This is a genomic window from Bacillus sp. TE8-1, assembly GCF_008368855.1.
Taxonomy (GTDB): domain Bacteria; phylum Bacillota; class Bacilli; order Bacillales; family Bacillaceae_G; genus Bacillus_A; species Bacillus_A cereus.
The window spans coordinates 48,181-73,419 of the sequence record NZ_QPET01000021.1 but is presented as its reverse complement, the minus strand read 5'-3'; the positions used below and the strand labels follow the sequence as shown (position 1 = coordinate 73,419).

Genomic DNA, 25,239 nt, shown 5'->3' with positions numbered 1-25,239 from the left:
TCTAACTTTCTGGACTACCTCACAAGTTCAAACTGAATAGTTATTGACTCACAAGTCTGTAACCTCTATAATTTTCCTAAACGAATAACTAAAAGAGTGGTCACTCATAGATAAAATCTCATCAGGCTTCGCATCCGCCTCTACTTCCGCTGAAAATTCATTATCTGCTATGGTAGTTGGTGTATGTACACACCCGAATTATCGCGGAAATGGTTACGCTTCACTCATATTACAAAAAATGATCCAAGACTTTACGAAAGAAGGCCGAACACTTTGTTTATTTTATAACAATCCAGCTGCTGGACGAATTTATAAACGACTAGGATTTAAAGACATTGGAATGTGGACGATGTATCGATAATAAGAGATACTCTATAAACGAAAATAGTTGTAACTTAGCAATAAAAGTTGATTACACAAAAAACCCACACCGTTATTATGAAGAAACTACTTGTAAAGCCGTGCCCCTAACTAAAACATGTCATGTATTCAAGCTAAATTTAGACAGATAAACGCCCCAGTTGCATCTACTCCAGCAACTGGGGCTACATATTTATACTCAATTTCTTTCCACTACAAATAGAAATATTTATGAAACATTTATCACACTTATGTCGCTATTATCTTTCCGTACAAATGCCCTTCTAAATATTACTGCGTCTCATTATACTTTGCTTTAAAATCAATATATTCCTGTTTCGCATCTTGGTTATTACCTTGGTGACTATCAAAAGATGTGTGTATTTGTGATATATATTCTACTAACTTACCTTCATCATTTCGCTTCTTATAATTTATTACAATACTTACCTCCAATATCTGCTCTGAGCCCTTTGTAAACTCAATATGCAATGCGATTGATCCACCATCATATTCATCATATTGTATTTTTAACTTATCATTAATGATACTCTGAAACTCTAATTCAGTTAATTTGTATCCAACAGTACTAGGCTGATCAAACTTTTTTATATCATCCCCGGGCTTCATCTTTAGTTTCCCTATCCCTTTTAAACGATCTACAATTAAGTTCACATATGAAACATCCAGATTCGATTCCGGACTTTGTACCTGTCCATTTTTATACATAATATTGGTACGATAAACAACTTCTTCTTTATTATCTTTGCTGTCTACTGCTGAAGTAACCTCTTGTGTTGTATTTCCATATAAACTTTTATCTTTCGTATTATATATCCCTTCCGAAGTTTGATAGATTGTTTTTCTATGCTCTCCATCTTCCTTTTGCTCATATGTACTATATATACCTCTTTGTTCCACATACGCATATCCATCATCACTCGCAGACATAACCGTTTTCATGTCACCTTCATCCAAAGCTTTGACAAATGGCTCATATTCTATCTTCGTCTCCCCAAAACCACATCCACTTAATAAACTTGATACTATTAACAGAACTATCATCATCCTAGCTTTCTTCTTTAACTTCATACTGACACCCCGTTGATTTCTCTAGGCATTTTTAGGTTCATTACATTCCCATTTTGATAGTAATATAGTTCACCTTTACTTACCGGTATTTATTAACTCATACAGATTATGTTGAAGATACTTTAATTTTTAATAGCATCGATTTTTATACAATCCTTAATTGTTTATATATTCCGTTCGAATTTTCAGAAAGCAAAACTTATTTTATTTCTTTGGCTTGCTTTTTTTCCTTTTCTTCATAAAGCTTTAGTCTTTTCTGACGTTCCCTTTCGTGTTCCTCCCATGAAATATAAAATGATGGAAATTTAAATCTACAATAGGCTAATAATTGGAACTCTGCTGCACCTATGGCTACCGCGTACATGATTAGAGTTCCTCCCGCATACAATCCTAAAATATTTTGTGTATAATCATTATGCACATAAATTAAAATGAGAAGAGTTAACACATAAATTAGAGCACACTTAATTGCAGTCCTCTTTGTTTTACTAAAAAATGAAGAGGACTCTTCTCCCGTATTAAATGCCCCTTTACTTGCCTGTCTAAAAGTATCAATAGTCGCTAAAATATGTAAAATGACTGCACCTAAAAATAATAACCCGACATACATTAATGTAACTTGATCAATTGAATAATTTGACGCTCCTGGAATTATCAACATTGTAAATGTTATAGTGCCTAGCTGAAACGCATATAATAGTACCACGAGTGTTTGTAGTTTCTGAAATTTAAATGGCATCTTAGGAAACAAATAAATAATTAAAAAAATTACTTGAAGACTATAAAGCACCAACTCAAGGCTAACAATTATTTTATCAAAGAGAGTCGGGTAATAACTCCAACCAAACCTTATTAACCCTCCAATAAGAAAAAACATTATTAATGAAATAAAAAACATCGTTCCAAACATAAACCCTGTAGCCCAATCGGGGCTTAAGCGATTCTTGCAAGTACTTTTAATTAGACTCTCATACTCTTTTTGATTTACCAGAACTATACGCGCTCAGTAAAACATAACTGTTATCACAATAACTATTTTTCACTACCCCTTTACTCATATTTTCACAACATTTATCGTTCTCAAAATTCAATTAAAATATATTATTTTTGATTTATATACTCTTTTTCATAATTTACATATTCTTTTTTGGAACTTTGATTATTATCTTCCCTGGTATGATAATATGTTGAAATCTCTTGATTGCGTTTTATAAGCTTATCTTCTTTTTTTTCTTCATAATTTACCGATATTGTTATTTGTGTTATTCTCATTTGATTTTCTTTTGTATCATTAGGCGTATTAAATTCAATCATCAATATTGCAGAATCAAATTTATCATATTTTAAATTTAACTTATCATTCATGATGTTTTTAAACTGTAATTCAGTTAAATCATAGCTTATTATGCTCGGTTCACTAGATCTTTTTTTATCTTCACTCGGTTTCAATTTACTAAGTTCATTTAATCCTCTAAACATTAATTTTACATATGAAACATCTATGCCTTGATTCTGGGCTATTGAACGGGATTTTTCATTTTTCAAATTTGTACTATAGACAGTTTCTTTTTTGTAATTTTGATTACTACCAATGTTTTTATCATTTTTTATATCAGTAGCAATCTTTTGAGTTGTTTTCCCATATAAGTCGTCTTCTTTCACATTATATACTCCATGGGTTGTTTGATATATTATCCTGCTATGTTCACCATCTTCTTTTTCTTCATAAGTACTGTCGCTAGTCTCTTCTTTCACATATGCATATCCATCATCACTCGCAGACATAACCGTCTTCATATCACCTTCATCCAATGCCTTTACTAATCTCTCATACTCTATCTTCGTCTCCCCAAAACCACATCCACTTAATAAACTTGATACTATTGACAGAACTATCATCATCTTAGATTTCTTCTTTAACTTCATACTGACACCCCGTTGATTTCCCTAGGCATTTTTAAGTTCATTATGTTCCTTTTTGGAAATTAATACATTTCACCTTTACTTACTGCTATTTATTTACTCATACAGATTATATTGAAGATGCTTTAATTTTTAATAGCATTAATTTATATACAATCCTTAATTGTTTATATATTCTATTCGAATTTTCAGAAACCAAAACTTATTTTATTTCTTTAGTTTTCTTTTTTCCTTCTCTTCATAAAGCTTTAGTCTTTTCTGACGTTCCCTTTCATGTTCCTCCCACGAAATATAAAATGATGGAAATTTAAATCTACAATAGGCTAATAATTGGAACTCTGCTGCACCTATGGCTACCGCGTACATGATGAACGTAAATATAAAGTAACCAAACATTATGCTCAATGAGTAATTGTTTTGTATATAAATTAAAACAAGAAGAATTAGTATATAAATTACCACACCAAACATTACATTTTTCTTTTCCTTATTAAAAAATGAAGTAGATCTTTCTCCCATACTAAACGCACCTTTACTTGCTTGTTTAAAAGTATCAAATGTTGTTACACCATGAACAAGTATTGCTCCTAATACTAGTAAACCTACATAAATAAGCGTAATAAAATTAATAGAATAATTACTCATCCCTGGAAGAACAAACGCCGTAAGACCTATAGTACCTAACTGAAACGCATATAATAATATCACCAATGTCTGGAGCTTTTGAAATTTAAAGCGTACCTTAGGAATCAGATATATAATAAAAAAGATTACTTGTAGGCTATATAACAACAATTCCATTCTGACCATTACTGTGTCAAAAAGAGTCGGATAGTAATCCCAGCCAAATCTAATTAATGCTCCAAAAATAAAAAGCATCAATAACGAACTATAAAGCATTCCACCAAACATAAACAACATAGCTCCTTCAGGGCTTAAACGATGTCTACATGTTATTAAATTCATCTAAATCTTCTTTTATGTTCCACATCCAATTGTCCCACCCTTAACTACATTCCCTTAAATCATGTAGATTAAAAATAAAAACCTTCTCATTTTGATGAAAAGAGAAGGTTCTATTAATCTCAGATATTGTTACATTATAATAATGATTCTTTTTAAGCTATTTCATAGTGCTCTGCTATTTTTTCACACATCTTTTTATATTCCAGCATCTACTCTGCTATTTCTTCTTTCTCTTCGTCAGTGGATTTTTTCTTATATTTAAAACCAATCACTTTCATATCTGAAAATACTTATTCTTCCATTTCCTCATCTATCGGAATACATTGGATAATAACTTTTGGTGTGTTTGAAACTTGTACAAAAATTTCAAATGTACCAACAAACATAGCAACCGTTCGGGATAATTCTTTATTACTAATATATACAATCGTTGCAAGTTCTTCTGCAAATTCAGGTATATAAACAATATATCAAGCATTTCAACAGCTATTATGCAATCATCCACCGATACTTTATCCAATATTTTCTGTTCAATTAATCCCCCAGTTTTATCCCCACACTCTTACTGAAAGTACAAAGTTTTTTCTTTTGAAAATAACCACATATGTAGGCCCCTTACTACTAAAAACAACAATTAGAACTCTTAATTCAAGAATACCTTTATATTCTTCTATAAAACAAAACTAAAATTAGGGTTTTACTTTTCATATCTTTATTACTAAAAGTGTACTAATTTATTATTGTGTATCTACTGCAATTTTTATTTCAACATACTGTAACTCTTCATCACCACTAAAAATATGGTAAATAGGCGAGATTATATCAAGTTCATTATCTTCCATATACTGAAGAATCTCAGCATATGCATACTCTGTTAATGTTTCAAAATCTCCTGCATATCTTTTCATTAGCATGTTATCAACATAGTAATAACTTCGAAACTTCATTGTTTCTGATTTAGGAATACTACTCTCATATACTGGCATAAATAATTCAATAAACATATCTCCATCTGATGGTACATTTTTCAGCGCATAAAACATTGGGCCTTTGACCGTTAAATTCGCTTGCGCAATTTCTGTCAATAAATCTTCTATTACTTTTTCCATATCAGTATAGTGAAAAAAATATTCTCTCGATACAACATTTGTATAAGCAATGCTTTGTTCCTCAACTATCATCGCACTAATTCACCTACTTCAATAATAGGAGCATAAATATCCAACCACATATCACCATATACATCTAAACATACGTGATAAAAGCTACTATCTAATTTCATATGATTCTGTTCAGCAAATTCATTTAAAACACGATAAGCGTCTTCAATATCACCATCTTCATCTGAGAATCTAACACAAAGTGCTTCTTCAATAAGAATTGCATCAATATACTCATACGGTGAATCCTCTTCCATATTTACCCTTCCATTCACTGGGACACAATACATATATTCACCATATTCCGGTTCATTCTCTAATGGTGAATACGTAAAAAGAACAGGTCCTATTGGGTATATATCGTTATGAACTACTTGATTTCTAAGTGCGATAGCTGGTAACAACCAATCATCTTTTTTTACTATTTGAGTGATGCTTATTAAATTTAAAAGCGATAATGCTTTATACTGAACTTTCATAATCTCTACCCCTTATACAGTGATTTATTTATTTCTTCACAAATAGATTCTTCCACGCACATAAAAAAACAGTTTATGACTATCATTTACAAATCTCATTTCAATTTTTATTTTTCTTTTGTTCTTTTTCTCTGATTCTTTTTCTATTTGCTATAAATTCTTGGCGTTCCTTTTCATGTTGTTCCCACGTAATATTAAATGATGGGAATTTGAAGCGACAATACACTAACAGGACGAATTCTGCTGATACTACAGCAAATGTATATAATATTATTGTTTGTACAACATAAATTGCCATTTGGCTAAATGTATAATTAAGATTTAAAAAAATTAATATAAGTAGAACCATTACACCAATTGTCATTCCAATCGATAAATATAATTTTGCGTTAGTAAAAAATGAGACGGCTGGTCCTTCCGATTTATATCCTCCATGTTTTGCCTTTTTAAAAACATCAATTGTAGTTACAATGTGAGTACAAAGCGCCCCTAACATTATTAAACCAATATAAACTAACGTTTTATTATTACTTGGAAAATCAAACATTCCTTCAACCATCATAACAATAAATGGTAATGTTGCTAATTGAAAAGAATAAAATAAAGTCACGATGGCTTGGAGTTTCTGTAATTTAAAAGCAACCTTTGAAGACATGAAAATTATTAAAAAAATCAACTCCAAAATGTATAACTTTACCTCAGATCGTACCAAAAATGTTTCAAATGGTGTTAAAGAAATCTTATCACCGTTCAGCAAAACACCTAAAAACATGATGAGCATGGGTATAGAAGTATATGCAAAAACTCCTACATAAAAGATTCTTATATAATCCGGACTTAATCTGTTTCTATTTTCAATTTCAAAAAGGCCCAAATCTTCTTCCTTTATCTTTAGCATTCATTTATCCTACCTTCTAATTTTATATAAATTACCAAAATATTGATTTCAATTTTTTAAGGACCTTTGCATTTTCTTTCGTAAACTCTTTATAATTTCCAGACTTTAAATTATCGTTCATATTTACCGCCCATTTTACTAATTTCTTTGTTCCGCTAACTACACTTTCACCTCCTAATATACTAAGTTTCTCATTCACCAGTAATGAGGCTCCAATCCCCACCACTGCACCTATAGCTCCTCCTGCCAAGGTTCCAAGTGGTCCCACAGCAGTCCCAATCGCTGCTCCAGTTGCTGCTGCTCCCGCTGCATATGCTAAGTCCACACCTGTATCTAATGCAACATCTCTTACATCCTGTAGCTGAAATCCATCATCTTGTGACTTTATAGCATTATCTACAACTGTCAGCCCTGTTCCAATAATTGCCACACTTTTGAAGAGCGTCCCAGTACCTTTGAGTTTTTTAAATGTCTCTGGCCATTTCTTAAAATTGAATTCGTCAATGCTCTTTTGAAATTCGGTCCCAAATGAATCTGTCCATCTATTTTTAAGTGCTTTTAAAAAACCTTCTTCCTTCCGAGTCATCATAAAATCTTCACCCGCTTTAAATTCAGGCAATTTATAAATATCTTTTTTTGCTTGTTTTATTACATTTCTTGTTTCGTTGTTGTACTTGACTTTAAATTTATCTTTAAAAATAAATTTAAAAATAGCATCTTCATTTGCATCTGTAGCTAAAAGTTTGGAAGCCGCTACAATATCGGCATCGTTTAAAGTTTTAAATACATATGCCCCTTTTCCTTTTCGAGCATTAACATCAAAATCAACACCAAATCCCAAATTTTTTTTCATGTAAACCAGACGTAAATAACCAGAAAATAATCCGACTACTCCTTTTTTCGCTTTACCCGTATATCCCGCAATCATTTTAGCTACTCCAACTATAGATGCGAAGGTTCCTTCAGACAGAAGTTTTTCGGTTGTATCACTAGAAAAGTTCCCTTCAGTCTCTTGTATTTGTCTCATAGCACCATCTAATCCGCGTAACATGTCATCAAAATTTTGAAGATCATTTTGTTGACTATTGTAAGCCTCTAGTTTTTCTAACGTATCACTGATTTCTTTTTGACTTTTTTCAACCCCTTCAGAAATTCCTGATGATGAGGGATAATGGATCGGAACAATATCATTAATTGAACTGATAGTCTGTTGTGCTAATTCATTTGATTGATTAAAACTGTTACTATACCCATTAATTTTTTGCTTTACATTATCTAAATAACTCCCATAAATTTTCGTATCTGCATCACTATCAACAGAACTATTAAAATCTTCTATTGCTTTTTCAAATTGCATGCTTAAGCTTTCTGCTGCGACCATACAACCTGAAATAACACTTCCATGAACTCTAGATAAATGGCCTTTAATTCCATCAGCAGCAGCACCTTGAAATGAATTAATCTCACTAAAATCCGCTATCTTTCCTAATAATGATTCAAACTGTTGATTCAACTCAGTGGCACTTGCTTGAAATCTACTTTGAAGTTCTTTTACTTCTTGTAACTCTATATTTTTATCCACGTTTCTCCCTCCCTATTTTGCATGATAATTTGAATCTATCATTCTTAATTGTTTTTCAAGTTGTTCGTCTTTTTCGACTATTTTCTCCCCAGTTTGTTGTATTTTATTTAAGTCATTTTCTAATATCTGTTCGTATCGTTGCACCTTTTGAGATAACTGTTCAATTGCTTCACAATATTGAATCAGTCTAGTCAAATTCGTACGACTCAACTTCATATCATTAAATTTCGGTTTCCCTAAATCACTAGCACGACTTTTCAATTCACTTACTTTCGCATCAAATACCCCTTTATTTAATTTAATTTCCCCCATTTATCATTTCCCCGCCTTCTGTACTTCTACTTGAATACTAGCGTCAACCATTGAAACACTTCTACTTAAAGAAAGAATACTAGACTCACATGTAGCGATTTCTCTTTCAAGCCGCCGTATAGCTTGATCAATGTCTTCTTGCACTCTCCCTAGTTCTCCGATAAACTTCCCTAAATTCGAAATGACTTGTTGTTCATACGTTTCTTTAAAAGTAGTTGCTCTTTGCCCTTTCCAACTACTCTCGTTTATTTCTAAAGACTTAAACTGCTCTTGATTTTGTTTAATTGCTTCAAGATTATTTACAAATTTCCCCTTAGCAGTTATTAGCCTTCGTAGTTTCATTTGTAATTCAGCCAATTGCCCTTGTTGATGACTTATACTACTTAATAAACCAGATTTTTGACTATTTAATTCCTCTATCCCCATGCAAATCCCCCCTTAAATAGTTGGCACTTTAATTCTAGTAGCAAAACGATTTTCAACAAAATACCCTTCAAATGGGTTTAACTTTGTACTACTTAAATCTTTATTAGATACATCGAAGACCATTTGGCCTGATGATTTTCTAAGTAAAATAACATGAGATTGCGTTTTTATTGTTTTTGAAACTAAGTCGTATCGGCTGTCAATTGAATCGACATCACAGCCAATTATGAAGTGGATGCCCATAAATGCACCATTTGTTATTAATTCCGCTAAACTATATATATCGCTTTCTTCTAAATTACTTAAAATATCATTTACATCTGCAATTACGATTACAATCGGCTTAAATTTCTTAATAAATTCTGCCGGGTTCACTGTTTCACTTGATGCTTCCTGCTCCTCTTTAAACGCCGCTTCTCTCGATTTATAAGCGTTTGTAACTTGTTTAATCGTTTTCTCAATTCCTGTTTTTTCAGCTACATATAAAGCAGCGCTCTCTCTATAGTTTGAGAAATTTCGTGTTCTTGTATCAATTAAACCTAGGTCAAAGTGTCCACTGTCTGCTAACTGTTGAAGGAATTGATGAACTACATTTTCAACTTCATCTTTCTTAATTCCCCCTACAACAATATTAGACGCTTCCGTTAAATCTAATTCGAGAGGCGTAACGTTTTCTGTCTCTACACCAAATGTTAGTTTGCCTGCTTCAATAATTTTTCTTGTTTCTGGCCATGCAATAAATTCCTTGTATTCCAGAACTTCAGGTACCATAGGAATTGCTTTCGGTCTTTCTCCATCCCAGAATGAATCCATCTCTTTTCCTTCAGCTTGTATATTTTCAATTCGAGTAAGGACATCTTCTCCATTTGTCGGTAAAGCTGTTTGGAAGATTGTTGGTTCGTCAATTTTAACTAAACCACGGCCTGCTAATTCTTCAATTTTTAACTCTGTTCTTCCTACAATAGCTCTAGATTCTGCCTCATCTATCATATATAGAGCAATTTGTAGTTTAATATTTGTATTTACTTGTACTCTCAATGCATTTTGACGTGTAGCCGTAAGCATTAAATGAATTCCTACCGCTGCCCCTTCACGTACAATTTGTGCAACAATGCGTTCAAAGTCTTCGACAAATCCAGCTTCTCTAACAGCATCATAGTTATCTAACGTAATTAATATTGTTGGTAATACTTCTTTACTAGCTCTCTCATACATTTCAAGACTCGCAACGCCATATTTACTTAGCAATTGCTTTCTATCTTTTAATAGGTCTTCTATGCGACGAAGAAATTTCTCGCATTTTTCAACTTGATCTAATGTAATGAGGTCTGCCACATGCGGTAATGATTTTAATGGCATTAAACCGTTCGTTCCGAAGTCTAATAAATACACATGCAAATGCTCCGGACTATGCTGACGAGCTACATCCATAATGACTGATTGTAAGAATGTGGATTTTCCGTAGCCTGGACTTGAGAAGACCGCTACGTGTCCGTCTTTACTAATATCTAGTGTTAATGGTGTTTGTGATTGTAATTCTGGCTGATCTAGTAGACCAACTGTTGCTTGTAATGGTTTCTTTTCTTTCGTCCATGCTTCTTTGAACTGAATAGCATGTAAGTCTTGTAAATATACGCTTTCTGGAAGTGGTGGTAACCACGGTCTTGCTAACGCTTCAATTTCATTTATTTCTGCGTAATCGTGAATGTAGTCAATAACAGCATCCAGTTCAGATGGTACGCTTATTACTTCTTTACTGCTACCAAGGCCACTTAAATCTTCACTTAATATTTCATATTGTCCTAGATCATTTATTGCATAGATTGTTGCGTCTAAATGTTCTTTATCCTCTTTGTTTTCTACATAGTCTGCTCCGCTCCAGGCTGATTGGAATAGTTCATAAATTTCATTATTCCCAACTTGTAAGTAAGCACGTCCTGGTAATGTAATTTCAGCAGCATCTGGTGTTTTTAAAATTTCATTACTATCTGACGTATTTTGAACTTTTAATGCTAATTTGAATTTCGAGTTACTCCAAATTTGATCATCTACAACACCACTCGGTTTTTGCGTAGCTAATATTAAATGGATTCCGAGCGAACGACCGATACGCGCTGTTGAAACTAACTCTTTCATAAATTCTGGTTGTTCTGACTTCAATTCCGCGAATTCATCACTAATTAAAAATAGATGCGGCATCGGCTCACTTACTAAGCCTTCTTTATACAGTTTTTGATACTGATTAATATGGTTTACATCATTTTCACCAAATAATCGTTGTCTTTTCTGTAATTCAGCTTTAATTGATGCGAGCGCTCTCATACTTTGTGCTCCATCTAAGTTCGTAATTGTTCCTAATAAATGCGGTAAGTTTTTGAATAAATTCGCCATACCGCCGCCTTTATAGTCAATTAGTAAAAAGGCTACTTCGTACGGGTGGAAATTTACTGCTAGAGATAATATATACGATTGTATAATTTCCGATTTACCTGAACCCGTTGTACCTGCTATTAATCCGTGTGGTCCGTGTGCTTTTTCGTGTAAGTTTAAGTTTACGATATCTTCTTTACCACGTAATCCAAGTGGTACAGCTAAAGATTTATGCGCTGCATTTTTCTCCCAACGACTTGTAATATTCAGTTCTTTTACTTTTTCAACGCCATACATTTCTAAAAATGTTACGCTTTCTGGAATACTATTTTTTAAGTTTTGCAAATGATTTAATGGTGCTAATGCCCGTGAAATATCTTCTAAATTGAATCCTTTTGGCACATGATTTAGTTTAAATTGACGGTTAACAAGTTCTCCTTGCTCTAAGATGATGTTCCCTTGTTTTGCATCTCTTATATCTATTACCGTTTTCACATGCTCCGGTAAACTTTGCATAACATCTTGTACAAATACAAGTGATACACCTAATTGACTCGGATCATCATTAAAGAATTCCATAACAACATGGTCTAATATTAGTTTTTCATCTGTAATGAGAACGACATAGTGCGGTGCAAAGTACATTTTTTCATTAGTAGAACTTTTTTCATCTAGTTTTAATTTTCGTTCTTTCAATATTTGATACAAACTATTTAACACTTGATCACGGCTACGATCATGGTATACAAATCCACGTACATTTATATCGCGAACACTTCCATGAGGTAACCAGCGCATCCAATCCCATTTTTCTTTTTCTTCTTCCGGAAAAATAGTAATAAACTGCAAGTCATAATAACTATGGAATAAAGCCGTTTGTGCAACTAATAATTGTAATTGCTCTAACACTAAAGAGCGTTGACCAATATAACCGACTGGTCCATTCATTAAATCTGTTACAACTGGTACATCTTCCAACGATAGATAACGCTGTCTTAGTTCACGTGCTATATCAATTAATTCATCTTTCGTTTGACTAAATTCTTCTTCATTAAATTGAATTTCAAAACTCGTATTAGCTTGTCCTGTTCCAACGCTAAATGTTAAGAAATCATGATGTAACATTGTTTTTTCATAAATTCGAGGATTTACTTGAACTGCCATATTACGTATTACTTCTACATTTGGATTGTGATAATGTAATGCGTGACGCTGTTTTTCACTTTCTGCATGTAAATCTTTCGTTTTTTGTTTTATATACTCTCTATAGCTTTTATCTCGTTCAACAATATCGACTTTATATTGCTTTAAATTTTTTATATACGATGTGACAGAAACAATGATTGTTACTAATGTCATCGCAATCGATGCGATAATAAACATTCCATATTTCATGAAAATAGCAAGTAATACGGTTACGACAATCATGACAAGTGAAGGTGCAATGATTCTTGCTAAATGCTCCGTTGGTTTTGATGGCATACTTGAAGGCTTTGCAATTGTCATTTTCTCTTCTGGTTCACGGTAAATAATACGTGGTGAACGATGATAGTCTGGATAACCACTTTGATAATTTGTTTCTGATTCTACTAAAATAGGTAACTCAGATTTCACTTTATCTTCTGAAGAAAGTACTTGAATGTCTTCACTACCAATCTCCAATAAAATACCATCAAAATATAATACGTCTCCTGATTCCAACATAACGCTATCTTTTAACTTCGTATAATTATGAAATACATCCCCGCCATACACGTTCACTTTAAAAGAATCGTACAACGTTTCGCGAGATAGCATTAAATCTACACTAGTCCCGGTAATAGAAATATCATCGTAATCGTTTTGACTCACTGTAAGAGAATGTTTCGTTCCGATATCAAACACTCTAGTTGTGCCAACAATAGATATAAAGATTTTCAAGCTCACATCTCTTGTTTTCCCAATCTCAATTTCCTTATTAAATTCTATTAATTGATCCTGTACCATCCAAGCATTTACTTCATTATTCCACTTTAACTCTACTTCTTGTTCTAAACTTGGATTCGTAATATCATTTGTCCACTCTTTTCCAATCGACACTATTGATTGCTCATTTGGATGTAATGTGCACTTATATATTTTGTCTCCATAAGTCAATACTAATAGTTGCTCCATCCGTGTTCACTGCTCCTTTTCAACTGTCTCATCAAGTGCTTACTCTTTTTTCTCTGTGTCCGACAAATTTTTATCGCTTGATGAATTGCCATATTTCTTTTTATATTCATCTAATTGTTGCTCATATGTTTTTAACTTTTGATCACGTTCTTCCCCTGATAAATCTGGATTATTTTTCAGTGATTCAATTTGTTTAACAAGGCCGTACATAATAAGCTGAGGATCATCAAGTGTCTTAGCTAAATCTAATGATTTATCAAAATTACCTTTTCCGTTATACATCCAATACAGCAAATACTTTTCATCACTTTTCAAACTAATGTTTTTCATAATCGATTTCTTTTGAGCTTCACCTAGTTTTTCAGCTGTAATGTATGCAAATGCTAACTCATATTTAGATGCAATCGGTAATGATTCAAACTCCTCCTCATTCAATTGCGTAATGACTTTGTCATAATCAGTTGCTATGAAACTTGCATTTGCTTCTAACAATTTATTTTGATAAGGAAATTTTATAAAAGTGAAATATATTAAAGGAGCAGCTAAAATAACTGTCGCCGCTATGAAGGAAAAAGCTAAGTATTTAAATGATTTATAGCTTTTTTTAGGTACTAACTGCATATTTTTTTCTGTTTTTGTTTGTTCCTTCTCAAAGCTGTCATCAAGAAACTGCAGTAATGCATCTAAGCTTTCCATTTGAGCAACGGTCTGTTCAAATGTTGTTTCTTTTGCATCTTTTAGTAACCCAGCATACAAATCATCAAAGTTATGTTTTTGGGAGAATAAAGCAATAATTAGACACTTATATTGTGTTAAAAATTGCTCTTCTAATAATGGGGTTGGCGGAACAATATCTCGAATTCCTCTATGTATAATACTTGGTATTAAATTAGCATTAAAAACTATATTGTCTGGATGTAAAAAGAACGTGATTCGTTTATTTAAATATTTACGAAACTGCGCAACATTCCGAAGTAGTCTTAATTTCTCATTTCTTCCAAAACGGCTAAGATCGTCCCACTTATATAATTTTTTATCTACTTGATATAGAAACGTAAACATATCATCCGTTTCTTCTATTGTTAATGGTACAAATTCAGATGATTCGCCCGTAATTATATCGAATTGACGGAAGTCTTTTATACGTGTTTGAGATTTGGTCATCTCCAATTTCCAATTTTCTTTTTCTATTTGAAATTGATAGTTCATTGCATCAATTTGAATTATTTTTTCCGTCATGTTTATCCTCTTCTCCTTTTCTTTATAACCCGTAATAACTTATTTTCAAATAACTAAAAGTAAAAAATATTCTTTATAAAACTTGCAAAATATCTCCATCTGTTATTTGGTGATCAATTAAACGATCATTATCTGTTAAAACAATTGACTTATTTTTCACTTTAATCACAAAATGTGAACCTTCATGATTATCAATCTTTAGCGTATCTAATAAGTTTTTTAATAAATATTTAATAGATTGATGATTCGGAATACGCAAATCATATGTATTTCCATTCCATTTACTAAAATCTACTGTCACATTGATATGTGTTTGTATTGCCATCGCTTTACCTCCAACTTTTACGAAGAACCGTATAAATACCGATGCAAATAAGTAGAATGCCGCCGCCAAATAATAATATTATTGTTATACTAATTGGTTCTTCATTCATTGTTTCATTACTTGCTACTTCATCTGCACTTTTTCTGACAATGTATTCACTGCTAAACAAACTATTTTTCGTATCTTTAACACTATTATTCTCTTTTTGTTTTATAAAAAGAGAATCTCGCAAAGCTTCCATATCTTTTTGTTCTTTCTTTTTCTTTTTCTCAATTTCTTCTTCTATATCTTTGTTAAATAACTCAATCGATGCTTTATCTAATTCTGTTTCCTTATGTTCCTTTTTATTTTTTTCTTGGTCGCTTTCTTCAAGTCGATCCACTTTAAACTTAATCTTCCCATCATCACCAAGATAACTGTCAGCCGCGCTCCTTATCGGTAGCGCGACAAACAGTAAAAGGATAGAGAGAAATGATAACTTAGCCACTATGCTCCATTGTTTGATCATTTACTTCTTTTTCCTCCCATTTCTTATGCCATACAAATAGATTACTAACCAATCCAATAATGGCAATTACAAACAATACGACAAAAATAACTTTCCCAGTATCTTTACCACTAATAAAATCATTTAGAAAACTTTCTATATACTGAAGCGGTGAGAATTGACGTATCTTTCCGACAGAGGACATTTGATCTACTTTACTTCCAACTGCCTCAGTTAAAAATAGGTACATGCTTAAAAATACTAATAGTATAAACATACCTACCATTTTTATTTGTCTTAATAAGTAGGTTGAGACCAATACAAACGCCATCATAATAAATGTGATGAACGCAATCCATAGTAAACTTTGATCCTGACCGAACTTTAAAAGACGCCCAGAAATGATACCTATACTAATCCCTTCCACAATTGATATACCGAAAGCTACTACTGTAGTTGGTACATTCATATCAATTAATGAGAATTTCTCTTCAAAATGATCTGATTGCATTCGTTTCTTTTCTTGATTCGCAATTGCGTATGCTGTAAATAATGCAACAATGAAACAAGTTAATACAATTAAGTATGGTGTAAAAGCATTACCTGCTACAATTACTCCATCATTTTGCTTTTGAACTGGACTAGCTAAAAAGTCATATAGCATTTCATTTTGACGATCTCCAATACGACTATTCGCTAAAATTTTCGTAAAGTTTTTGGAGAATGATTTATCATCTTCCATTTTCTTCGTAAAGTCGTTTAATAATAAATCAGCTTTCGAAACAATTGTCGTTCCGCTGTCTTGAATTTCTTTTGCTTGTCCATTAATTTGATCAAATGTTTTATATACATCGTCTGAAGTTGCTAAACTATGCTTCGAACTTTCGACCAATGACTGACTTTGCATCATTAATGATTTAATACCAGAATCTAACGATAAAATAGCTGTTTGCTCACCAGCATGATTTGTTGTTAATACTTGCTGCTCTTCAACTAGCTTTAAGCTATTCTCACGCCATTTCGCTAAACCTTTTACATACTCTCCTAAATTTTCATTCATACTAGTTGCTTGTTGCGTCGTTCCATTTAATTTCTCCGCTAGTAGCATAGAATTTTGATCCGCACTAGTAATAGATTGTTGATAAGAGTTTATTTTTTGTTTTAAACCTGACATATCTTGCTTTATTTCTGTAGTAATACTTGATGAAACAAGATTTGAAATTAAATCAATTAAGCTTTGTTTATTTAATACGTAGTACAAAGATTGATCCGTCGCAATTGCATCTAAACTTCCCTCTTCTAACTTAGGACCTACATCTTTCGTTCTTAAATCAATCCCATAATACATTTCGTAAAGGCTCATTAAACCTTGATAACTTTCGACTGTATCTACTGCTTCTTTAATTAATAAACTAGATATATTTTTTGTTAATACTTCTGCTTTTTGATGTACAACTTGATTCGTTGTACTTTCAATAGTTTTTGAATTGCTACCGTTATCTGTCCCAGTGTCTGGCTTCTCTCCTGTATCAGGTTTTTCTCCTGTATCAGGTTTCTCTCCTGTATCAGGGTTTCCTCCCGTGTCTGGATTTCCTCCTGTATCAGGTTTCCCTCCTGTGTCTGGATTTCCTCCTGTATCAGGTTTCCCTCCTGTGTCTGGATTTCCTCCTGTATCAGGTTTCCCTCCTGTATCAGGTTTCCCTCCTGTGCTTGTCGTTTCAGGTTTCCCCCCTGTGTCTGGATTTCCTCCTGTATCAGGTTTTCCTCCTGTATCAGGTTTTCCTCCTGTATCAGGTTTTCCTCCTGTATCAGGTTTTCCTCCCGTATCAGGTTTGTATCAGGTTTTCCTCCTGTGTCTGGATTTCCTCCCGTATCAGGTTTTCCTCCTGCATCAGGCTTGACACTGTCACCATTATTACTCTGTTCTGTTTTTTGAATAATAGGCGTTTTAGCATTGTGTACTAACGGCATTATGCCATACTGTGATTTATGAACCACATTTTCCACTTTGCTATTTTCCGTTTGTGTTCCTTTATCTTCTTTGTTAGGTTTTTCTTTTTCAGGACTAGTTTCTTTTGTATGAGTCCCACTCAATTCCCACTGCCATGTTACAGGAGAGAAAACATCTATATTGATGTTTGGATCTTTTAACTTCACATCCAAGCTAATCTTTATATCCCCTTCATTACGAGGAGCTATTGTAATTTCTCCTGCTTCGCTTTGAAGAAAGTCACTTGTACGATCCACATCATCAATATGTAAGAATCCTGTACTTCCATCTAGTTTAAATTCTTCTGGAATCTTTATCTTCAAAATTTGCGGAGATTCCATTTTAATTACTTTCGCAGTATCACTAAATGTAATTCCCTCTGTATAAAGTCTATCCTTTACTTCTTTAATTGCGTTTCCTAAAGATATTTTATTTACAGGATCATAATAAAAATTATTTTCTTTATTATATTTTTTTGTAAATTGAATTACATTTTGCAGTTGTAATTTCGTTGTATCTGGCAAATCACTTTGAACGATTTCTTCCATGTTTAAACTAGGTAATTTCGCAATTAAATTCTCGATTTGTTTCTTTATTCGAGCATCTGGTTGTTTCATTAATGTATTTATGAAGATTTCTTGCTTTCCATCATTCGACATAGATTGCTTTAATTTCTTAATTACCGTCTCTTGAATATCACTTTCTAACTTCCCTGCAAGTTCTGTATCATATTCAGACACTTGTTTTTTTACATCTGCTAAATATTTTTGAATCGCTGCAGCATCAGTTAAAATATTCGGTTCTTTCTCTGAAAACGTAAATTGATTTGAAATAATTTTATTAGCGGATTCCAATGCACTTAATTGCTTTAAAGCATCGCCTGTATTCATATCATTCATATATTGATTGAATTGATTTGTGAAATTATTCGCTAACAAATTGTTATCAGTTTGCATTTTTTGAAAGTTATTAAAACCATCTAAATACGTACTGTTAGATTTATTCCCTTCATCTAATGCTTGACCGAAACCTTTTAAAACATCCTGAAATCCTTTGAAACTATTAACAGAAACACCTGTATAATCCTGTACTGTTTTAAATTGATTTGTGTAATTTGCTAACGGACTATGTATATCTTTTTTATACATAGTTGTTTGAACGTTTCCTTTTTCAATTATTTTACCTATATTATCTTGTGCACCTTGTAGCTTACCGATAATACTCGCAAAATAAACGTCGATTATTTGCTTATTGAAATCTTCTAAAATAACAGAAGCTGTATTTTCTGCCTCAGCTTTCAAATCCTTATTCCCAGTTGCATTTACTTTGTAGTTTAACGTTAATTTCTCTGGAATCTCTGAATCAATCGCAACTGCCTTCCTAGAAAAATCATTTGGAATAACAATCATCATATTGTAATTATTATTTTTTAATCCATTTTCCGCTACCCCGCGACTAACTACGTACCATTCTTGTTTCGTATTTTTATTTACATTTTTAACAAATTGATCTCCAAACGCTATTTTATTGCCCTCAAATACAGTGCCCTGATCTTCATTTACCAACGCAACTGTCATTTTTGGTGTAGTATTCTCATTAGCTTTCTTAACATTTTGATTTAATGCTAAATAGGAGACCCCTGTCGATAGTACAAGAGCTAAAATAATAAACAACAAGATGCTCCATTTGAACTTTTTCACTACTTATCACTCCTGCGACTGCGAGTCTATCTGATGAAAGACTTCGTATCTTACTCTAGTTTTAAAGTAATTTAGCCATACAACATATGGTTGCATGGCTAAATTATATATTTCTTTTTATCTGTCTTATTGTAGACCGAAATTACGAGAAAGATCTTCGTCATGTCTAGCAACAGCTTCTGCAGTTTTATTAAGCTGCATATTAATTTCTTGTAATAGCTGTGCGAAGTTTTGTACTTTTGGCTTTAATTGATTGAACTGTTGGTCAAAACCTTCGAAAGCACGACCTTCCCATTCTCCTCTTAATTCATTTTGTAAGTTTTGTAGTTGACGTAAAATGTCCTCAATTTGATTTGCACCTTGTCCATATCGAGTCGCTTTCGATTTAAGCTCCTCTGGTGACATACGAATTTGTCCTGCCATTATTAAATCCCCCTTAAAATTAAAAAATAGTAAAATTAACCAATAATCAATTCTACAAATTGATTATATCAATAATTTAAAAATTTCTAAACAAAAAAATGATATTTTTCCAAAATTTCTCTTTTACTATAATAACGATATATTGTATAATACTAATTTATTTGTTTTTTAAGCACACTCTATAAATCTACTATAAAATAAAGGCAAACCATCTATTTTATATATTTATAAGGACTTATTCACTTTAAATCCCAGCGATAAAGTAGCCACTAAATCATTATTTTCCTCCCATTCAGACTATAATACTCACTTCAAAGTCATAATTACCTGCCTTTCAACAAACCCAAACTCTTCGTACATCTCTTTTGCAAAATTCCCAGCAAATACATTCAACCGAATTTCTGAATACTTCTCCTTTAATTCCTTAATACCAGCTTCCATCAGTTCTCGCGATAATCCTCTCCCGCGATATTTTGGGAAAACGTACAATTCATATATAAATCCAAGTTTTTCACGAGAAAAATAGTCTGTATTTTCCCCTATTAATATCCATCCCATTACTTTATTTTCTTCTTTAATAATTAAATAGTATGCTCCTTTTTCTACAATCGGCTTTGTAATCTCAATTGCTTTCTTGGTACTTAATTGACAATTGCCTCTCGTCCCTTCAAAAAGCGATTGAGCCGCATATTTTAATATTTCATTGGTATCTTCTTGATTCGCCTTAATTATCATTTTTCACAACTCCCCTTGAATAATAGGCATTACTATCGCTTGTTCAAGATTCTCCGCTTCCATAACAATTGCCGTTAATCCGTGTTCTGTACTTGTTTCATGGAGCTCTCCCTTTTCCCAAAACACAGCTTGTCCCGCCTCTATCTTTATCTTTTCTTTATTTACTCCACATACATATCCTGTCCCGTCCACAATAAGAAGCAGTTGAGATACAACTGCTTCATGATTACCGATGATTCCATTCTCGTGTAAATGCATAGCACCGATATGTATATTTCCTCGATGGTTTAATATTTTCGACATGATGAAATTAGATTGAAATACTGATAGGTGCTTTCCTACTTTTTCACTAAAATCAAAAATTTTCATTACTAGTTCTCCTTATACGTATAAAACCATCCTTACTGTCTGCATCATATGTCCTTCAAAGTCTTCTTCAAATTGCTCTAATTCAGCAAAACCTTTCGCTTCATAAAAGCGTTTTCCTTTTTCATTTGCTGCTTCTACATGTATGTACAATTTCCGTATCCCATTTAATGCTTTAATTCCTTTTTGTAATAAAGCACTTCCGATTCCTTTTCCTTGCTGATCTGGTAACAAATAAATCGCACCTAATTCCGCTTCGTTTTGTAGTCTAACAGGTGAAAAGTTCGCAAACCCTATTACTTCCCCCTCTTCTTCCGCAACGAATAAATGTGTATTTTTAAGACGATATTTCATTTTTTCATCAGAATATGCCTCGTCTAAAAAACTATCTTGAATTTCTCTCGGAATAATGCCTTCATATGTATCATGCCAAGCTATTTTTGCTACTGATTGTACAGCGTGAATGTCTTCTTGCTTCATTTCTCTAATTATATATGTCATCTCGATGTCTCCATTCTCTTTAAATTATATTCTGCTAATATACTAGAAGAAACGGCAAAACCATTTTCATAATTCACCTTAATTAATTTTAATTTCTCAATTGAAGCTGTTGCAAAATTAAACTTTCCATAAATATATTCCATTACACTTAAAAACTGCTTTGTATGTAATCTATTTGCAATTGTACAATGCGGAACCCATTTTCCCGGTACGTAATATGAATTTGGGTTGTCATGAAAAGTTTTAAAATAATCATGATAAGAATAATGAAGTTTTAACAATTCATCGGTAACGGTCGGCGCTAGAAAGACCGTTCCATTAGTAGGAAAAATTCCAACAGAAGGAAAAGTTACTGCGTCTATATTTTCTTGAATAGCTACAAACTCCCCTAGTTTCTCCGTATACAAATGAACATCTAACTCATTATAATCCGCAATCGTTATATGAGGTTCTACTCCAGCTAATTGATTTGTTCCAATTACATTTGTTAATTCATTTTGCAGTTCTGTAATTTTATTAGTAAACACACCATCAAATGTAGCAATAATAGCGTACAATCTTTCTCACCCCTTCGTTACACATAGCGCTTCCCATTCTTCACGAATCATGCCCATTCGAATAGAATCATAGTATGTTCCGTTATAATAACGACACTTTCGCATTCTACCTTCTAAGCTCATTCCTATTTTCTCCGCTACTTTCATCATTCGTTCATTACCAGACCAAGTCGTGAGCCCTACTCTACCAATTTCCATCTTTTCAAATAATAAATCTCGATATAACGTTAACGCTTCTGTACCGTAGCCACCATTCCAGTAAGTTGGATTATAAATAACAATTCCCATCTCCAACCAACGCGTCGGTTTATGCTCCCAATAAAATCCGACCGTCCCTATAATTTGACCGTTATTTTCTATAATTAAATTTGACAGTGGTTCTTCTTGCAAACGAGTTTGCATCTTCTCTTTATAGGAAGAGTATTCTTGCATTGAGAACGGGAAATATGGCGCATCCCATTTCTTCCATTCTGGGCTTTCTTCTTTAAATATGATATTCCATAATGTTTTTATATCCGATTCTTCTATTGTACGAATTGTAACTTTCTTCCCCTTTAATACAACGTTTTGCATAATTCCCTCCTGCATTCCTCTTTATTTCATATATAATTATAATATTTTTTCAGAAAAATCAAAACTAATATCATTTATTATATTGTATAATTTTGTTATTAGATACCAATTATTGATTTAGAAAGCTGGTGATTTAGTGAATAATCGATTTAGTATTGCTATATTTCTCACTATTATTACGACAAATATTATTCTATATTTCTTCTTACCATCAAATATTGTTACGAAATGGGACTTCAATGGAACGCCTACATCAACAATGGATAAAAGCACTTTTGTAATCGTAAATATAATTATATGTTCCTTCTTATTCTTTGTATTTTTAGCTTTATCTAAAGCAGCGAGTAACCAGAAATTTCTCCATTGGATCGGCAACACAATGTTACTATTCTTATTTTTTGTCGATATTGTCATCGCCCTCATCGCTCTTGGCTTTTCACTTCCTCTTGATCATTTCATATTTTTAGCATTAGGGCTTTTATTTATATTAATAGGTTATTTCAGTTCCAAAATTGATACGACTAAATCAACCGTTTCATTAGAATGGAATGATAAGCACCTTGAAAAAAGAGCTTCAAATATTAGTAGTATTTCAATGATGATAGCAGGTATTTTTTTAGCGATACTTCCTTTTATCGTTTCTGCTCCCTATAGAGGTTATGCTATACTAGCAATTCTTTTAGGAATGACGCTTATCATTCTGCCGAGTACGATTTATTTACTTATTAAAGACAGCAAGCAATCTACTCCTTTAAAAAAATAGGAGGTTATATCCCTCCTATTTCAGCTTAATGTTTTATTTTTCACTTTTTCTATCTCAACTAAAATCCCTTTCCCTATCCAACCCTCTACGCCATCTTTTTTAATTAAATCATATCCTGAACAGCTATCATCAATGAGAGAAACGATATCTCCCTTCCTAACGCTTATTTGCGCACAAGAAATATCGGTTTTCACTGTATATTCACCTGACTCAAGTTGTTTCATATATTCATTTTTTACAGTGAGTAAATTATTCGTTTCCTTTTGTTTACATACGGTGTAATCTTGCATCTTCTCGATAGGCTCTATGTAATAATACGGATATGTCACTCCGCCCTGCATTTCTGAATTCGCATTAAAATCCGCTATTACTTCATACTCCGGAAAATAGTCTACATATGTATAAGAAAACGTATCGCCCGTTTGTTTCCTCTGAATAATAAATACGTTTAATTGCCCTGCTTCTTTAATTGCATTTCCTCCATCAATTGCAATAATTTTTTTCTCCTTATCAATAACTGGATTGTTAGACGGTGCTTCTTCAGAATAGTTCACGACAGGCCAATGACCAACTATTACATACTTATTTGCTTTATGTGATTTATTAAAAAACTGTGGCATTGCTATCGCATTTTTGCGCTCAGTTTGTTTCCAATCTACTCTATCTTCTAGACCGGCATGCACAAAAATATAATCTTCTGTTTCAATCGCTGTTGGCAACTCTGTTAGCCAATATAGTTCTTGTGAAAATTCACTTAACAATGCTTCTTTCACTTCACGAATTGAAGTGCCCTCATGAACTGAAAAACCCAATTGCTCTAGCCATTCATTAAAAATCGAGTGCTTTCTCATACATAAATAATTAATAAGATCAGGATTTTCATTTAGAAGAGCATCAACTATAACTTCACAATTCCCTTCAACAACGTGAACCTTTGAATTGTTCTTTACAAGATTCATAACGTAGTTTACTACGCCTACGCTATCTCGTCCTTTCTCGCAAAGATCTCCATTAATAATTAAATAATCTTCATCTTTAAAGTTAACTTTATGTAGTGCTTCTTTTAAAAGATTTAATTCTCCATGAATATCAGATATGACGATAACTCTAGCATCATTAGGGATTGATAGTTCCTTTATTTTTTTCAAGTATAAGCGCTCCAATCATTCTCTTTATTAAATTAAAACAATTCGACAAAATACACTATATAACCTTTTCAAATACATATACCATAACTTACAACCTATTTACGGTTTAATAATAACTTAAAAAATAAGAAGAAGCTGTTCCCAACTTTTGCGGGACAACTTCTTCTTATTTTTTATAATTCTTTATGAAAAGAATAACTCACCTTATCATACCCTTCTCTTTCATAAAAACGATGAGCATCAATTCTTGAAAATGCTGACGTGAGGACGATAGACTCACATTCGTTTTCCTTTCCCCAGTTCTCTATATACGAAAGTAATACTTTCCCATGTCTTTTTGAACGATGTGCTTCTGCTGTTACAAGGTCATATACGAAAACGTGTTTCTTATTATAAAAGTTCGTACAAATTGCTACACCTGCAAGGCTAACAACTTCACCATCCTCATTACGCAGCGAAAATAGTTTATAATTTTCTTCTTTCATATTTCGAAATAAAGAGCTTGTTTCCTCTTTTGAAAGTTTCGTTCTTAATTGCTGTAAAACAGGTAATACTTCATGTAATTGCTCTTCTGTTACTACTTCTTTAACATTCATTTTTAACTCTCCCTTAACTATTTAAATAATTTTCTAAATGTTATATCATTATTATAGAAAGAAACTGCCCTTTACTTAAGTGGCAGTTTAAGTGTTTTTTATAAGGCCAGTTTT

The 25,239-nt window shown here is 32.6% G+C and carries 22 protein-coding genes and 3 pseudogenes; 2 read left to right on the top strand and 23 right to left on the bottom strand.

The window, feature by feature from the left end:
• Positions 1-130: 130 nt before the first annotated feature.
• A pseudogene (locus DN404_RS19350) lies at positions 131-361 on the top strand (GNAT family N-acetyltransferase); the annotation flags it as partial.
• A gap of 290 nt (positions 362-651) precedes the next feature.
• Here DN404_RS19350 and DN404_RS19345 read toward each other — a convergent pair.
• From DN404_RS19345 to DN404_RS19240, 21 genes and pseudogenes are all read right to left on the bottom strand, one after another.
• Entirely contained in the window at positions 652-1,452 is an 801-nt protein-coding gene (locus DN404_RS19345) for a DUF3952 domain-containing protein (RefSeq protein WP_149215345.1), read from the bottom strand.
• 199 nt (positions 1,453-1,651) lie between these two features.
• Entirely contained in the window at positions 1,652-2,443 is a 792-nt protein-coding gene (locus DN404_RS19340; RefSeq protein WP_149215344.1) for a hypothetical protein, read from the bottom strand.
• A gap of 110 nt (positions 2,444-2,553) precedes the next feature.
• The gene (locus DN404_RS19335; protein WP_149215399.1) at positions 2,554-3,354 is read right to left on the bottom strand and encodes a DUF3952 domain-containing protein; all 801 of its coding nucleotides are present in this window, start codon (positions 3,352-3,354) and stop codon (positions 2,554-2,556) included.
• A gap of 228 nt (positions 3,355-3,582) precedes the next feature.
• A pseudogene (locus tag DN404_RS19330) lies at positions 3,583-4,366 on the bottom strand (hypothetical protein).
• A 712-nt stretch (positions 4,367-5,078) separates the two neighbouring features.
• A complete protein-coding gene (locus DN404_RS19320; RefSeq protein WP_074542815.1) occupies positions 5,079-5,522 on the bottom strand; it encodes a DUF5085 family protein in 444 nt (147 codons plus the stop codon).
• Positions 5,519-5,980 (bottom strand): DUF5085 family protein, encoded by a 462-nt coding sequence (locus DN404_RS19315; RefSeq protein ID WP_061667204.1) that lies wholly within the window; start codon positions 5,978-5,980, stop codon positions 5,519-5,521. Before DN404_RS19315 ends, DN404_RS19320 begins: the two co-directional genes overlap by 4 nt.
• 100 nt (positions 5,981-6,080) lie before the next feature.
• Positions 6,081-6,878 carry a hypothetical protein gene (locus DN404_RS19310; RefSeq protein WP_064460227.1) on the bottom strand — a complete coding sequence of 266 codons (798 nt, stop codon included), beginning with the start codon at positions 6,876-6,878 and terminating at the stop codon, positions 6,081-6,083.
• A gap of 31 nt (positions 6,879-6,909) precedes the next feature.
• The gene (locus tag DN404_RS19305; RefSeq protein WP_149215343.1) at positions 6,910-8,460 is read right to left on the bottom strand and encodes a T7SS effector LXG polymorphic toxin; all 1,551 of its coding nucleotides are present in this window, start codon (positions 8,458-8,460) and stop codon (positions 6,910-6,912) included.
• 12 nt (positions 8,461-8,472) lie between these two features.
• Positions 8,473-8,772: a TIGR04197 family type VII secretion effector gene (locus tag DN404_RS19300; protein ID WP_149215342.1), complete on the bottom strand. Its 300-nt coding sequence runs from the start codon at positions 8,770-8,772 to the stop codon at positions 8,473-8,475.
• Between the two features lie 3 nt (positions 8,773-8,775).
• Complete coding sequence (locus DN404_RS19295; RefSeq protein WP_000510565.1) at positions 8,776-9,198, bottom strand: YwqH-like family protein; 423 nt, start codon at positions 9,196-9,198, stop codon at positions 8,776-8,778.
• 12 nt (positions 9,199-9,210) lie between these two features.
• Entirely contained in the window at positions 9,211-13,722 is a 4,512-nt protein-coding gene (gene essC / locus DN404_RS19290; RefSeq protein ID WP_149215341.1) for a type VII secretion protein EssC, read from the bottom strand.
• Between the two features lie 39 nt (positions 13,723-13,761).
• Positions 13,762-14,961: a type VII secretion protein EssB gene (essB, locus tag DN404_RS19285; protein ID WP_000136612.1), complete on the bottom strand. Its 1,200-nt coding sequence runs from the start codon at positions 14,959-14,961 to the stop codon at positions 13,762-13,764.
• Between the two features lie 73 nt (positions 14,962-15,034).
• Entirely contained in the window at positions 15,035-15,286 is a 252-nt protein-coding gene (locus DN404_RS19280) for an EsaB/YukD family protein (protein WP_001007571.1), read from the bottom strand.
• Between the two features lie 4 nt (positions 15,287-15,290).
• Entirely contained in the window at positions 15,291-15,794 is a 504-nt protein-coding gene (essA, locus tag DN404_RS19275; RefSeq protein WP_000595653.1) for a type VII secretion protein EssA, read from the bottom strand.
• Positions 15,766-19,463: pseudogene (esaA, locus tag DN404_RS19270) on the bottom strand (type VII secretion protein EsaA). The gene essA and the pseudogene esaA overlap by 29 nt, the downstream one beginning before the upstream one ends.
• 126 nt (positions 19,464-19,589) lie before the next feature.
• Positions 19,590-19,886: a WXG100 family type VII secretion target gene (locus DN404_RS19265; protein ID WP_000918601.1), complete on the bottom strand. Its 297-nt coding sequence runs from the start codon at positions 19,884-19,886 to the stop codon at positions 19,590-19,592.
• A 306-nt stretch (positions 19,887-20,192) separates the two neighbouring features.
• Entirely contained in the window at positions 20,193-20,621 is a 429-nt protein-coding gene (locus DN404_RS19260; RefSeq protein ID WP_000584245.1) for a GNAT family N-acetyltransferase, read from the bottom strand.
• 3 nt (positions 20,622-20,624) lie between these two features.
• Positions 20,625-20,990, bottom strand: coding sequence for a cupin domain-containing protein (locus DN404_RS19255; protein ID WP_000688074.1), 366 nt, complete (start codon positions 20,988-20,990; stop codon positions 20,625-20,627).
• Positions 20,991-21,002: 12 nt separating this feature from the next.
• The gene (locus tag DN404_RS19250; protein WP_000221048.1) at positions 21,003-21,488 is read right to left on the bottom strand and encodes a GNAT family N-acetyltransferase; all 486 of its coding nucleotides are present in this window, start codon (positions 21,486-21,488) and stop codon (positions 21,003-21,005) included.
• A complete protein-coding gene (locus tag DN404_RS19245; RefSeq protein ID WP_006923797.1) occupies positions 21,485-22,045 on the bottom strand; it encodes a 2'-5' RNA ligase family protein in 561 nt (186 codons plus the stop codon). The genes DN404_RS19250 and DN404_RS19245 overlap by 4 nt, the downstream gene beginning before the upstream one ends.
• Before the next feature lie 6 nt (positions 22,046-22,051).
• Positions 22,052-22,618: a GNAT family N-acetyltransferase gene (locus DN404_RS19240; RefSeq protein ID WP_001181857.1), complete on the bottom strand. Its 567-nt coding sequence runs from the start codon at positions 22,616-22,618 to the stop codon at positions 22,052-22,054.
• Between the two features lie 136 nt (positions 22,619-22,754).
• Between DN404_RS19240 and DN404_RS19235 the strand changes: the two genes are divergently transcribed.
• A complete protein-coding gene (locus DN404_RS19235; protein ID WP_006923794.1) occupies positions 22,755-23,381 on the top strand; it encodes a DUF1648 domain-containing protein in 627 nt (208 codons plus the stop codon).
• A gap of 20 nt (positions 23,382-23,401) precedes the next feature.
• Here the strand turns inward: DN404_RS19235 and DN404_RS19230 are convergent, their stop codons facing one another.
• Together DN404_RS19230 and DN404_RS19225 are read right to left on the bottom strand one after the other, a co-directional pair.
• Positions 23,402-24,529: a metallophosphoesterase gene (locus tag DN404_RS19230; protein WP_016122366.1), complete on the bottom strand. Its 1,128-nt coding sequence runs from the start codon at positions 24,527-24,529 to the stop codon at positions 23,402-23,404.
• Between the two features lie 173 nt (positions 24,530-24,702).
• Entirely contained in the window at positions 24,703-25,125 is a 423-nt protein-coding gene (locus DN404_RS19225) for a GNAT family N-acetyltransferase (RefSeq protein ID WP_001101118.1), read from the bottom strand.
• Positions 25,126-25,239: the final 114 nt, after the last annotated feature.